This is a genomic window from Sphingobium abikonense NBRC 16140 (assembly GCF_001598335.1).
GTDB lineage: Bacteria > Pseudomonadota > Alphaproteobacteria > Sphingomonadales > Sphingomonadaceae > Sphingobium > Sphingobium abikonense.
Map to the genome: position 1 here is coordinate 38,184 of NZ_BCYT01000006.1, position 13,673 is coordinate 51,856.

The window sequence follows — 13,673 nt, forward strand, 5'->3', positions numbered from 1 at the left end:
GGAGCGCGATCCCATGAACCAGCATAGCTCCATCAAGGGCCGCGGATCGCTGATCGAGCGCGCGACCCAGATTTACGACTTCACCGCCGCCTTGAAGGGGCGCGCGGCCCCGGCTGTCGACGTGCCGGCCGACGCGCCGCTGCCGCCGCCAGTCGAGATGCCCGCCGCGCCCGGTGCGCCGGACGCGCCGGTGCAGCGTGCGCCGGCCTGGACCGGGCCGGTGCAGCCGATCGATCGCGATGCGCTGGCGCAGGGCGGGTTCCTGCTGCCCGAAGGCCCGGTGACGGTGATGAGCGAAGAATTCCGCCTGCTCAAGCGCGATCTGCTGGCGCAGTTGCGCGACAATGCGCGCGGCAACCGCATACTCGTCTGCTCGCCCAACAGCGGCGAGGGCAAGAGCTTCTGCGCGATCAATCTGGCGCTCAGCCTGGCGGCGGAAAAGGACCTGGAAATCCTGCTCGTCGACGCCGATTTCGGCAGTCCGTCGATCCCGCAGAGCTTGGGCCTCAATCCCGGTCCCGGACTGATGGACGCGCTGGCCGATCCGGTGATCGCGATTGAGGATTGCATCATCCGCACCGATCTGCCCTCGCTGTCGGTCCTGCCCGCCGGGCAGCGCAGCAACAATGACACCGAATATCTGGCGTCGAGCCGCACCCAGACGTTATTGGCGCGCCTGACCGAAGGACGGCCCGAACGCGTGCTGATCTTCGATTCGCCGCCGCTGCTCGGCGCGTCGCCCGCCGCCGTTCTGGCCGGACATGCCGCCATCGCGTTGCTGGTGGTGCAGGCAGACCGGACCAGCGAAAGCGCGGTGCGCGAAGCGGCCTCCTTGCTCAAGGGCGGCGCCCAGGTGCGCCTGTTGCTCAACGCCGCGCGTTTCACGACCGGGCGGCATTTTGGCCATTATCATGACAAGGGGGAGGGGCGCGGATGACGCTCCATCGCACCATATGGCTCGCGTCGGCGGGTGTCGCCGCACTGGCGGCCGGTCCGGCCATGGCGCAGGAGTCGCGCGCGGACCGGCGCGTCGATGTCGTGCCGTATCTTGGCATCGATCAGGTCGTGACCGCGCCCCTGAAGGGCGGCGGCGACGTTCTGACCTACACCAACCTCACCGCCGGAATCACCGCCGAAGTGCAGAATCGCCGCGTCGAAGCGGTGATCGACGCCCAATATAATCATAGCTTCGGCTGGGGCAGCCAGGCGGTCGATCAGGATGTGCTGAGCGGCATTGCCAGCGCCAATTTCAATGTGGCGCGAGGCCTGACCTTCCAGACCGGCGGCCTTGCCAGCCGGGTGCGCACCGATGGCCTGTCGGGCGCGCTGCCGCAGCGCGATACCTTTACCAGCCAGGTCTGGGCCGCCTATGCCGGGCCGTCCTATACGACGCAGCTGGGCGACCTCAACGTCAACGCTTTCTATCGCCTGGGCTATGCGCGGGTGGATGATAGCGTCGACCAGAATTTCGCGGGTGCGCAGCCCAATGGCTCCTTCGCCGACAGCTGGACGCACAGCCTGCTGGGTTCGGTCGGCTTTTCGCCTGACACGCTGCTGCCGGGCGTCGGCCTGACCGCGAGCGCGGGCTATGACCGCGAAGATGCGCGGCAGCTCGACCAGCGGTTCGAGGACGCCTGGGGCCGGGTGGACGCGACCGTGCCGATTTCTCCCACCGTCGCGTTGGTTGGCGGCGTCGGTTATGAAGAGATAAAGATCAGCCAGCGTTCGCCGCTGCTGGACGAGGACGGCCTGCCGGTCATCCGCAATGGCCGCTATGTCACCGACGACAGTTCGCCACGCGCGCTTGTCTATGATTTCAGCGACATCATCTGGGACGCGGGCGTTCTCTGGCGGCCCAGCCGCCGCACCTCGCTCCAGGCGCGGGTGGGCGAACGCTATGGCGGCATGACCTATCAGGGCAGCTTCCTGTGGCAGGGCCAGGACAGCCATTTCGCGCTGGTCGTGTTCGACGGCATCGACAGCTTCGGCCGGGTCATCACGTCCAACGTGGCGGCATTGTCGGGCAGCAATTTCGATGTCGCGCGCAATCCCTTCACGGGCGACATCACCGGCTGCGCTTTCTCCGTCACGGGCGGGGGGCAATGTTTCAACGACGCCTTGTCGGGCATCACGGCGGCCAATTTCCGCTATCGTGGCGTGGCGGCGCAATATGCGTTGCGGCGCGGGCAGTGGGGCTGGGGCCTGGGCGCCGGCTATTCGCAGCGCAAGTTCATCACGCCGCAGGGCGAAATGGTGCTGGTGCGCGGATCGCGCGACGAAAACTGGTTCGGCAATGCTTCTATGACCTATATGTTCAACGACCGCGACAGCCTGGAAACGGTCGCCTATCTCAATTATTTCGACGCCAGCGGCGGCCGTCCTGACGTGCTGAATTATGGCGCGTTCACCAGCTATTTCAAGGGATTGAGCCGGCGTCTTTCGGCGTCCGCCTCGCTGGGTCTGGACGGGGTTCAGGCAGACGATATCGACACGGTGATCAGCGCTCTGGGGCAGGTCGGCCTGCGCTACAGCTTCTAGCGCCTGGGGCATGGAGACGAGCTAATGTACGAGCAATATTACGGACTTCAGGGCCGCCCGTTCCAGCTGACGCCGGACCCGCATTATTACTTCGAAAGCGCGACGCACCGCAAGGCGCTGTCTTATCTCGGCTATGGCCTGGCGCAGGGCGAAGGCTTCATCGTCATCACCGGCGACATCGGCGCGGGCAAGACGACGCTGGTCGGCCATCTGATGCAGACGATCGATCCGTCGCGGCTGACCGCCGTCAAGATCGTGTCGACGCAGGTGGAGGGCGACGACATGCTGCGCCTCGCCGCGCAGAGCTTCGGTCTTGCGACCGAAGGCTATACCAAAGCGGCGACGCTGCAAAAGATCGAGGGGTATCTTCACGGCCAGGCGCGCGCGGGTCGCCGGTCGCTGCTGATCGTCGATGAAGCGCAGAACCTCAGCGTTTCGGCGATCGAGGAATTGCGGATGCTGTCCAATTTCCAGCTTGGCGGCCAGTCGCTGCTGCAAATCTTCCTGCTGGGGCAGCCGGAATTTCGCGATCTGCTGCGCTCGCCCGATCTGGAGCAACTGCGCCAGCGCGTCATCGCGACCCATCATCTTGAACCGATGCTGCCGAGCGAAGTCGAACCCTATGTCATCCATCGGCTGGGCATTGCAGGCTGGACCGGCAATCCCGCCTTCACGCCGGCCGCCTTCTCGGCGCTCTATGCCGCAACCGGTGGCGTGCCGCGCCGTTTGAATGCGCTGATCAGCCGCGTGCTGCTGCTGGGCGCGATCGAGCAGATTCATGAGATCGATGCCGACGCTGTGGCGGCGGTGGTGGCCGACATGGGTCTGGACGTTGATATTATGCCCGAACCGATCGCCGCCTCCGCGCTGGACGATGTGCAGGAGGACGCGGTCGCGGAGACGGTCGAAGCGGACGAGGACGCACAGCCTGTCGTGCAGGCCGAAGTCGCTGAGGAATTCGAGCCGGTCGAGGCGGATGACAGCGCCGACCTGGTCGACGACCCCGTGTGGGACCGTGGCGTTGCCGCCTCGCAGCAGGAGTATGAGCCGGTGCCGCACGAGCAGGCGCAGGACGAATGGACACCGGTGCCCTTCACCGCGCTGGAGGAAAGCGACGTGGCGGATGCGGTCAGCCAGGATGCGGAGCCGACGCCCTTCGTCGATCCTGTCGATGCGGCGCTGAACGCCCCGATCGACGAAGCCGCCCCCTTCGCGCGGCCAGCCGATCGCGCGCCCTTCGCCCCGCCGTCGAACATGGTTCCGCGCGAGGAAGAGGATGCCGATGTGGCGGACTGGGATGCGGAGTCCTGGATCGCGCCAGACTCTGAGCCCACGCCGGAGCCAACGCCAGTGTCGGACGGCAAGTCGGACATGGACGCGGAGATTGCCGAGATGCAGACATCGCTCGACCATTTCGCTGAGGACGTGCTGGACGAAGGCGATGCGCCAGCGCCGGTTGCGGCAACGGACGAGCCGGTCGAAAGCATGAGCGACCTGCGCCGCACCATGCAGGATGAAATCGCTGCATTGCGCGCGGAAATCGCGTCGCTGCGCGCCGTGCAGTCGCATGCGCCCTTCACGCCGCCGCAGACCATCGATCCCGATGCCCTGAAGGATTGCTTCACCCTGATCGAGGAACGTCTGGCGTCTCTCGAATTCCGGGCGGAGGAGCATGACGTTGCGCTGCGCCGCGTGCTGACGATGCTGGTCGAATGGGTCGAGCGGGAAGACCGGATGGACGGGGTCGCGCGGGACGCGGCCGTCGCCTGATCCGCGCCGCGCCACTTGGATAGGAACGTCATGCGCAACGCCCTTTCGGTCGATGTTGAGGACTGGTTCCAGGTCGGCGCGTTCGAACGCACGATCGACCGCGCCGACTGGGACGGCCTTGCTCATCGCGTCGAGCGCAACACCGACGCGGTGCTGGACCTGTTCGCGCAAGCGGGCGTCAGCGCCACCTTCTTTACCCTGGGCTGGGTGGCGGAACGTTATCCCGCGCTGATGCGGCGGATCGTCGATGCCGGGCATGAGGTCGCCAGCCATGGCTATGACCATGCGCGCGTCTTCACCTTCACGCCCGATCAGTTCCGCGCCGATCTGCGCAAGGCGCGCGGGTTGCTGGAGGATGCGAGCGGGCAGGCGGTGACAGGCTATCGCGCGCCCAGCTTCTCTATCGATCCGCGCACGCCCTGGGCACATGCGATCCTGGCGGAAGAAGGCTATCGCTATTCCTCCAGCGTCGCACCGATCCGGCACGACCATTATGGCTGGCCCGATTCGCCGCGTTTTGCCTGGAAGCCGGTCAAGGATGCGGAACTGGTCGAACTGCCTGTGACGACCGCCAAATGGGGCAAGCGCACGCTTGCGGCCGGGGGCGGGGGCTTTTTCCGCCTGCTGCCTTATGGCTTTTCGCGCTGGGCGATCCGGCAGGTCAATGAACAGGCCGGGCGGCCGGCGATCATCTATTTCCATCCGTGGGAGATCGACCCCGGCCAGCCGCGCGTGGCGGGTGCACCGCTGCGGTCGCGCCTGCGCCATTACAGCAACCTGTCGGTCATGGCGGACAAGCTGCGCCGCCTGACGCGCGACTTCGCCTGGACCCGCGTGGATGCGCTGGCCGATGAGGAGGCGGCATGCGCAGCATGATCCAGGGAGCAGCCGCCGGATTGTGCGTCACCACACTCGACCTGCGCGATCCCGCGCAGGCGCGGGGGGCGGACGACTATGTCCTCGCCCAAGCCGCATCGACGCCCTTTCATCGCCCGGCCTGGCTGCGCGCGATCGAGGAGGCGACTGGCAACCGGGCGGTGATGCTGGCGGCGGTGGGGCCTTCGGGAAAGATCAGCGGCCTGTTGCCGCTGCATCATATGAAAAGCGGGTTGTTCGGGCAGGCTCTCGTGTCGAGCGGATTTGCCGTCGATGGCGGGATATTGGCCGATGACGCGCGGGCTGTCCCCATGCTGGCGCAAGCGGCGCGCGACCTGTCCCGCGATCGCGGCGACATAGCCATCGAACTGCGCGGCGGCCCCGCGCCCGGCGGCGACTGGCAAACGCGCGAGGGACAGCATCTGGGCTTTTCCCGGCCGCTGGCTTCCGACGAGGAGGCCGAACTGCTCGCCATTCCGCGCAAGCACCGCGCCGAATTGCGCAAGGCGCTCGCCAATCCCGCGCTGCGCTTCGAAGTCGGGCGCGAGCGCCGCCATCTGCGCGACCATTACCGTGTCTATGCGACGAGCGTACGCAACCTTGGCACGCCTGTCTTTCCTGCTCGCCTGTTCCGTGCGGTGCTGGAGCATTTCGGCGAGGATGCCGACATCGCGATCGTGCGCGACGGCGATCGCGCCGTCTCCGCGGTGCTTACTCTCTATCATGATGGCCGGGCTATGCCCTTCTGGGGCGGCGGCATTGGCGACGCGCGGCGGCTGCGGTCCAACGAGCTTCTCTATTTCCGCCTGATGGGCCACGCCCGCGCGCGCGGCATGGAGATGTTCGATTTCGGCCGGTCGAAGGTCGGCAGCGGGCAGGCGGCATGGAAGAAGAGCTTTGGCTTCGAACCTGTCCCGCTCGCTTATCATGGCTGGTCGCCGCAAGGCGCGGCACGCGACATTGACCCCAACAGCGCCAAATATCAGCGGCGCATCGACCTGTGGAAGACATTGCCGCTGCCTGTCGCCAACCTGATCGGCCCGCTGATCGCGCGGGGCCTGGGATGAACGGCGACATTCTGTTCCTGTGCCACCGCGTTCCCTTTCCGCCCGATCGCGGCGACAAGATCCGCTCCTGCCACATGTTGAAGCGCCTGGCGCAGGTCGCGCCGGTGCATGTCGGCTGCTTTGCCGACGATGATCGCGACATGGGCTTTGCCGCCGATCTGGCGCAGGTCGCCGCCACCCAGTGCGTGCTGCGGCGCGACCGGTCGAAACTGGTTGCGGGCCTCACCGGCCTTGCAAAGCGCCAGTCGATGCTGGTGTCGCTGTTCGACCATCCCGGCCTGCATCATTGGGTGCGGCAGACGCTTGACGAGCGACCGATCCGTGCGGTCTTCGCCTATTCCGCGCAAATGGCGCATTTCGTGCCGCCACTGGCGCCGGGCGTCCGCTTCATGATGGATTTCGTCGATTTCGATTCGGCCAAATATGCCGCCTATGGCCGGCAGGGCAGCGGCCCCATGGCCTGGGTCAATCGCCGCGAAGGGCGGTTGCTGTTCAATTTCGAACGCCGCATCGCCGCGCGCGCCGACCTGTCCAGTTTCGTGAGCGAAGCGGAAGCCGCGCTGTTCCGCGACGCCACCGGCCTTGGCCGGGACCGCGTCGTCGCCATCGAAAATGGCGTCGCGCTCGACTATTTCGACCCCGCCTCGGCGGTCGATCCGGTCGATCACGGGGAAGGCCCGCTGCTCGTCTTCTCCGGACAGATGGACTATCGCCCCAATGTGGAGGCGGTGGAAAGTTTCGCCCGCGACGTATTGCCCAGGGTGCAGGCGGTTCATCCCGCCGCCCGCTTCGCCATCGTCGGTCGCAATCCCGCGCCGCAGGTGGAGGCGCTGTCGCAGCTGCCCGGCGTCGTCGTGACCGGCGGCGTGCCCGATGTGCGCGGCTGGCTTGCCGCCGCCGACGTGGTCGTGGCGCCGCTGCGGATCGCGCGCGGTATCCAGAACAAGGTGCTGGAGGCCATGGCGATGGCGCGCCCGGTCGTCGCGTCTCCGCAGGCGGCCGAGGGCATCGACGCCGTCCATGGCGATCATCTGCTGGTCGCTGCCGACCCCGCCGGGGAAGCGCAGGCCGCACTTGACCTGCTTGCCGATCCCGCCCGCGCGCAGGCGATAGGCCGCGCCGCGCGCGCCCGCATGGAGCAGCGCTATCGCTGGAGCGCGACACTGGCCGACTTGCCGGCCATGCTCTGCGGTGACATGCAGCCCGCATGACGAACGCCGCGACGATGCAGGAGCCGACCACCGCGTCCGTGATTAGCGAATGGCGCGCGCATCTGTCTGCGCTCGGCCTGACAGTGGTGGCGATCCTGGCGCTGTTCCGCCGCGACGTCATCGACATGGTGTCGATCTGGTGGAACGCGTCGACCTTTGGCCATTGCCTGTTCGTTCCCCTGCTGATCGGCTGGCTGGTGCAGCAGCGGCTGCCCGGCCTGCGCCAGTTGCAGCCGGTCGCCTGGACGCCGGGGTTGCTGTGGCTCGGCGTGGGAGCCTTTGCCTGGCTGCTCGGCGCCGCGGCGGGCGTTGCGCTGTTCCGCCATGGCGCACTGGTGCTGATGGTGCAGGGCGCGACGATCGCGCTACTGGGACCGGCGGTGGCGCGCGCGCTGCTCTTCCCGCTATTCTACGCCTTCTTCATGGTGCCCTTTGGCGAGGAACTGGTCCCGCCGCTGCAATTGCTGACCGCGCGCCTGTCGATGCTGCTGCTGGACCTCACTGGCGTGCCCGCGCATCTGGAGGGCATCTTCATCACCACGCCGACCGGCTATTTCGAGGTGGCCGAAGCCTGTTCGGGCGCGAAATTCCTGATCGCCATGGCGGCCTATGGCGTGTTGGTGTGCAATGTCTGTTTTCGCAGCTGGCGCCGGCGAATCCTGTTCCTTGCAGGGGCGCTCGGCCTGTCGATCCTGGCCAATGGCGTGCGCGCCTATGCTACGATCCTGGTCGCGCACATGACCACCGTCGATGCGGCGGTGGGTTTCGATCATGTCGTCTATGGCTGGGTCTTCTTCGCCATCATCATGATCATCGTCATGGCCGTCGCCTGGCCCTTTTTCGATCGCAAGCCCGGGGACCCCTGGTTCGATCCGCGCGCGTTGCAATCCATGACCGTGAGGGGCCGGCCATTGTCCTTCGTTGCCGGCGGCGCGCTGGCGCTGGTCGTGGCCGCGCCGCTCTGGCTTGCCGCGACCGCCGCCACGGCCAAGCCGCTGCCGCCGACTCTGACCCTGCCTACCATATCCGGCTGGACCCGCACCGACGCGCCCCAGGCCTATCCCTGGCGGCCGCGCTTCGACGGCGCGGATCATTTCGTCACGGGCCGCTATCGCAACGCGCGCGGGCAGGTGGTGGACATCGCCATCGCCACCTATGCGCGGCAGACGGAGGGGCGCGAACTGGTCGGCTTCGCGCAGGGTGCGGCCGATCCCGACACCGAATGGGTCTGGTCCTCGCCCGCACGCGCGCCCGCCGGCGCGCTGGGCGAACAGATCACTGCGCCCGGCCCGGTCGTGCGCCATGTCGTCAGCGCCTATGCCGTGGGGGGAGGCGCGCCGACCGGCAGCAAGCCTGCGGTAAAGCTCGCGACGCTCAAGGCCCGGCTGCTGGGCGGGGACCAGCGCGCCGTTGCTGTCCTCGTATCCGCCGAACAGACCGAAGCGCAGGATGCCGACGCCGCCATCACCGCCTTGCTCGACAATCTGGGCGACATGCGGCTTTTGGCTGACCGCGCCATCGGTATCCGCTAGAGCCTGATGCCATGTGCGGCATAGCGGGCATCTTCCATCTCGAAACGGCCAAGCCCGTCGATCCCGCCCGCGTCCGCGCGATGCTGGACGCGATGCCCCATCGCGGCCCGGACGGCAGCGGCATCTGGACCGCGCCGGGGGTAGGTCTTGGCCATCTGCGCCTGTCGATCATCGACCTGGCCGGCGGCGCGCAGCCGATGCTGACCGAGGATGAAAGCCTCGCCGTCGTCTTCAACGGCGAAATCTATAATTTTGCTGAGGTCCGCGCCGAGCTGGAGGCCAAGGGCCATGTCTTTCGCACCTCCAGCGACACCGAAGTCATCCTGCACGGCTACCGCCAATGGGGCGAGGACTGCGTACATCGCTTCAACGGCATGTTCGCCTTCGCGCTCTTCGACGCGCGGGCGCAATCGCTCTGGCTGGCGCGCGACCGGCTGGGGGTGAAGCCGCTTCATTATGCGCTGCTGTCGGACGGCAGCCTGATCTTCGGATCGGAATTGAAAAGCCTGCTCGCCCACCCGCTGCTGCGCCGCGCGCCGGACCTGTCGGCGGTCGAGGATTATATGGCCTATGGCTATATTCCCGACGACGCCTGCCTGGTTGCGGGCGTGCGCAAGCTGGGCGCGGGCGAAACGCTGCGGCTGGTGCGGGGCCGCCCGCTGCCGCAGCCACAGCGTTATTGGGACGTCAGCTTCGCCGATCGTAGCAAGGCGAAGCCAGAGGCGCTGGAGGAAGAACTGGTCGCGCTGATGCGGCAGGCAGTGCGGTCGCGCATGGTCGCCGACGTGCCGCTGGGCGCGTTCCTGTCGGGCGGCGTCGACAGCAGCAGCGTCGTCGCGCTGATGGCCGAAGCTTCGAGCCGGGCGGTTCAGACCTACACCATCGGCTTCGACGTCGCGAGCCTCGACGAAACCGCCTATGCCGACCGAGTGGCCCGGCGCTTCGCCACCGATCACCGCGCGCGCATCGTATCACCCGATGATTATGGGTTGATCGACACGCTGGCCCATCATTTTGACGAGCCTTTTGCCGACGCTTCGGCTCTGCCCACCTATCGGGTGTGCGAACTGGCGCGCGAGCAGGTGACGGTGGCGCTGTCTGGCGATGGCGCGGACGAAGCCTTTGCGGGCTATCGCCGCCATCGCTTCCAGATGCAGGGGGAAAGGCTGCGCGGCCTGATCCCCGCGTCGGTGCGCCAGCCGTTGTTCGGAACGCTGGGTCGCTATTATCCTAAAGCCGACTGGGCGCCGCGTGTCCTGCGCGCCAAGTCGACCTTCCTGGAACTGGCGGGCGATGGGGGCGAAGCCTATGCCGCCTCGGTCGGCGTCACGCCCCGCGCCGTGCGCCAGCGCCTGTTCAGCCAGGAGATGAAAAGCCGGCTGGGCGGCTATCGCGCCGAGGATCGCTATATCAAGGCGATGGCGAATGCGCCCGCGCGCGATCCGCTGGACCGCGCCCAATATGCCGATATCCGCATCTGGCTGCCCGGCGACATTTTGACCAAGACCGACCGCATGAGCATGGCCGTCAGCCTGGAGGCGCGCGAGCCTTTGCTCGACTATCGCTTGGTTGAATTCGCCGCGCGCCTGCCGGTGGCGCACCGCATCCGCGGCAACAGCGGCAAGGTGCTGATGAAGAAGGCGATGGAGCCGTTCCTGCCGCAGGACATACTCTACCGCCAGAAAATGGGCTTCGTCACCCCGATCAGCGCTTGGTTCCGCGGCGCTCTGGCGGGCGAAGCGAGCGCGATCGCCGGCGGCTCCGCCCTGACGAAAACCGGCTGGTTCGACGCCCGGATGCTGGCGAAGGTCGCCACGGACCACAAGGCGGGCGTGGCGGACCATGGCCGGCTGCTGTGGCAATTGCTGATGCTGGACAAGGCGCTGGGGCGGTTGTTTGGGGGGTAGTTCGAAAAGCGCGAATCTCACCGTTCGTCCTGAGTAGCCATTGAGCCTGGCGAAATGGCGTATCGAAGGATTATGCTTCGATACGGGTCTTCGACTTCGCTCAGCCCCTACTCAGCACGAACGGGTATATCTCTGTCTGCGCTTGTCCAAGTCGAGAAGCACCGTCTTCATAGCCCCCCTTGCCACCGCTTGCCCACAGTGCCAACGCAGCAGGCGATGATGATGCACAATAGCAGCATGACAGTTTCCAAAGAAATGGTGCGGTTGCGCCTCTATGCGCTGTGTCTGGCGGGGGACATGGCGGGGCTGTTCTGCGCGTTCCTGGCCGCCAACTGGTTCGTGCTGGGTGCGCTTTGGGGCGAGCCGGGCAAGCCACACGGCATCGTCATGTTCGCCATGGTCGCGCCGCTCTACGCTTTGCTGGCGGTGCAAGGCGGGGCCTATGGCATCAACACGATCGACCATCTGCGGCGTGGGATCGTGCGGGCGCTGTGGGCGCTGGCGCAGGCGGCGCTGCTGATGCTGCTGATCGTCTATCTGGGCAAGATTGCCGAGCAATTGTCGCGCCTGACCTTTGTCACGGGGCTGGGGCTGGGTGCGGTTGCGCTGGCGCTGGTGCGGATGGCGGTGGCGCGGCTGGCGGTCAGCCTGCTGGGCGGCGTGCCGCATCTGACCGCCGTCATCCTGGACGGGGTGACGATCGCGACCGGCTTTCACGCCAGCATCATCGACGCCGATGCCGCCAATCTGCACCCCGAACGGCATGACGCCGACATGGCCGCCCGGCTGGCCGGCGCGGTGGGCATGGCGGAACGGGTCATCGTCGCCTGCCCGATGGAGCGCATGGATGACTGGTCGGCGGCGCTCAAATCCTTGTCTGCGCGCGGCGAGATCGTCGTGCCCGAATTGCTGCGCTTTGCGCCTGCGCGCGTCGACCAATTTGATGGCCAGCCCACGATCATCGTCGCGGGCGGGCCGCTCCAGTTCCGCGATCGCCTGATCAAGCGCCTGTTCGACCTGATCGTTGCCGGCACGGCGACGATCCTGCTGTCGCCAGTCCTGATCGGCGCGGCGCTGGCGGTGCGGCTGACCAGTCCCGGCCCGGCGCTGTTCCGCCAACCACGCATCGGTAAGGATGCGCGTTCCTTTTCCATCTACAAATTTCGTTCGATGCGGACCGATGCGAGCGATCATCAGGCCGCGACATTGACCCGCCGCGACGATGATCGCGTGACCCGTGTCGGCGCCTTTCTGCGGCGCACCAGCATCGATGAATTGCCACAGCTTTTCAATGTGTTGAAAGGCGACATGAGCATTGTTGGCCCACGTCCCCATGCCGCTGCCGCCAAGGCGGGCAACAGCCTTTATTGGGAAGTCGACCCGCGTTACTGGGCGCGCCATTGCATCAAGCCGGGGATGACCGGCCTCGCTCAGGTGCGTGGCCATCGCGGCTCCACCGACCATCATCAGGACCTGATCGACCGGCTTCAGTCGGACCTGGAATATGTCAGCGATTGGTCGATCTGGCGCGACATGCGCATCATCGTCGCGACGCTGGGCGTACTCGTGCATCACAAGGCCTATTAAAAATGGCGGCGATCGACCTGATATTGCTGGCTATCCTGCTGCTGTGCCTGATCGCCGTCGCCTGGCCGTTTCTCTGTTATCCGCTGGTCCTGCGCGTGTTGCCGACCCGGCCGGAGCATCCGGTCGCAGTGCCGGCCCCCAGTGCCTCGCTCCTCTTCTGCGCCTATAATGAAGCTGCGGCGATGCCGGACAAGCTCGCCAATCTGGCGATGCTGCGCCAGCGCCACCCCGATCTTGAGTGCCTCGCCTTCGATGATGGGTCGAGCGACGGCACCGGCGACCTGATCGCGGCGGCTGGTCATGTCACCCTGCTGCGCGGCCCCGGCCGCAGCGGCAAGGCGCATGGCATGAAGCAGCTTTCCGCCAGCGCGCGTGGCGAAGTGCTGATCTTCACCGACGCCAATGTGCTGCTGGACCCCGACGCCATCGACCGGTTGCTCGCCCGCTATGCCGATCCCGACATTGGCGGCGTGCTGGGTTCGCTCCACTATGTCGGCGCAAACGAAAGCGCCACTGCTTCGGTCGGGTCGCTCTACTGGCGGCTGGAGGAACGGTTGAAGGACGAGGAATCGCGCACCGGCAACGTTCTGGGTGCGGATGGCTCCATCTTCTCGATCCGCCGCAGCCTTTATCCCGATTTCCCTGACAGCGTGCTCGACGACCTTACCGTGTCGATGGCGGTTGTGTTCGCGGGCCGGCGGCTCATCAAGGCGCAGGATGTCATCGCCCGCGAACGGCTGGTGACGGCGCGTGGCGACGAATATCGGCGCAAGGTCCGCATCGCCGCGCGCGCCTGGCACACGCACCGCTATTTGCGCCCGCAATTGCGCCGCATGGCCGCGATCGACCGCTTCAAATATGCCTCGCGCAAGATCGTCCGCTGGTTCGGCGGAGCGTTCATCCTCATCGGGGCGCTTGCCGCCGCCATCCTTGCGTGGCGCGTCTCTCCGTTGCTTTTCGCTATCGGCATGGCTGCTGCCGCCGTCGCCGTCGTGACGAGCCTTCGCGCGCGGCGCGGCCCGCTGGCGGCGCTGTTCGACATGCTGATCGCCTATGCCGCGACGTTGCAGGGCGTGACAAAGGCGATGCGCGGGCGCACCGTCACCATCTGGAACCCGGCCCAATCGCGCTGACCCTCTCGCTTCTGCGCGGCGATATAGTATAGGCGCTCGCCTGACCCCATGC

Annotated in this window: 9 protein-coding genes and 1 pseudogene; all 10 read left to right on the forward strand. The window is 66.5% G+C overall.

Translation table 11 applies throughout. The annotated features are described in order from the left end of the window. Positions 1–13: 13 nt before the first annotated feature. The 10 genes and pseudogenes from SAB01S_RS08890 to SAB01S_RS08935 all read left to right on the forward strand — a co-directional run bounded on the left by SAB01S_RS08890 (position 14) and on the right by SAB01S_RS08935 (position 13,621). Entirely contained in the window at positions 14–937 is a 924-nt protein-coding gene (locus tag SAB01S_RS08890) for a P-loop NTPase (protein ID WP_062732845.1), read from the forward strand. After that, entirely contained in the window at positions 934–2,538 is a 1,605-nt protein-coding gene (locus SAB01S_RS08895) for a hypothetical protein (RefSeq protein WP_062732691.1), read from the forward strand. The genes SAB01S_RS08890 and SAB01S_RS08895 overlap by 4 nt, the downstream gene beginning before the upstream one ends. A 24-nt stretch (positions 2,539–2,562) precedes the next feature. Continuing rightward, positions 2,563–3,402: pseudogene (locus SAB01S_RS19025) on the forward strand (XrtA/PEP-CTERM system-associated ATPase); the annotation flags it as partial. A 936-nt stretch (positions 3,403–4,338) separates the two neighbouring features. Then, the gene (locus tag SAB01S_RS08905) at positions 4,339–5,184 is read left to right on the forward strand and encodes an XrtA system polysaccharide deacetylase (protein WP_062732693.1); all 846 of its coding nucleotides are present in this window, start codon (positions 4,339–4,341) and stop codon (positions 5,182–5,184) included. Next, positions 5,181–6,251 (forward strand): FemAB family XrtA/PEP-CTERM system-associated protein, encoded by a 1,071-nt coding sequence (locus SAB01S_RS08910; protein ID WP_062732846.1) that lies wholly within the window; start codon positions 5,181–5,183, stop codon positions 6,249–6,251. The genes SAB01S_RS08905 and SAB01S_RS08910 overlap by 4 nt, the downstream gene beginning before the upstream one ends. Further along, on the forward strand, positions 6,248–7,462 hold the full coding sequence (locus SAB01S_RS08915; protein WP_062732694.1) for a TIGR03087 family PEP-CTERM/XrtA system glycosyltransferase: 1,215 nt from the start codon (positions 6,248–6,250) through the stop codon (positions 7,460–7,462). Before SAB01S_RS08910 ends, SAB01S_RS08915 begins: the two co-directional genes overlap by 4 nt. Continuing rightward, positions 7,459–8,994, forward strand: a complete 1,536-nt coding sequence (xrtA, locus tag SAB01S_RS08920) for an exosortase A (RefSeq protein WP_062732695.1) — start codon at positions 7,459–7,461, stop codon at positions 8,992–8,994. The genes SAB01S_RS08915 and xrtA overlap by 4 nt, the downstream gene beginning before the upstream one ends. 11 nt (positions 8,995–9,005) lie before the next feature. Continuing rightward, on the forward strand, positions 9,006–10,901 hold the full coding sequence (locus tag SAB01S_RS08925; RefSeq protein ID WP_062732696.1) for an XrtA/PEP-CTERM system amidotransferase: 1,896 nt from the start codon (positions 9,006–9,008) through the stop codon (positions 10,899–10,901). 237 nt (positions 10,902–11,138) lie between these two features. Next, on the forward strand, positions 11,139–12,488 hold the full coding sequence (locus SAB01S_RS08930) for a sugar transferase (protein WP_062732847.1): 1,350 nt from the start codon (positions 11,139–11,141) through the stop codon (positions 12,486–12,488). Between the two features lie 2 nt (positions 12,489–12,490). Beyond that, positions 12,491–13,621 (forward strand): glycosyltransferase family 2 protein, encoded by a 1,131-nt coding sequence (locus SAB01S_RS08935; RefSeq protein WP_062732697.1) that lies wholly within the window; start codon positions 12,491–12,493, stop codon positions 13,619–13,621. Positions 13,622–13,673 lie beyond the last annotated feature (52 nt).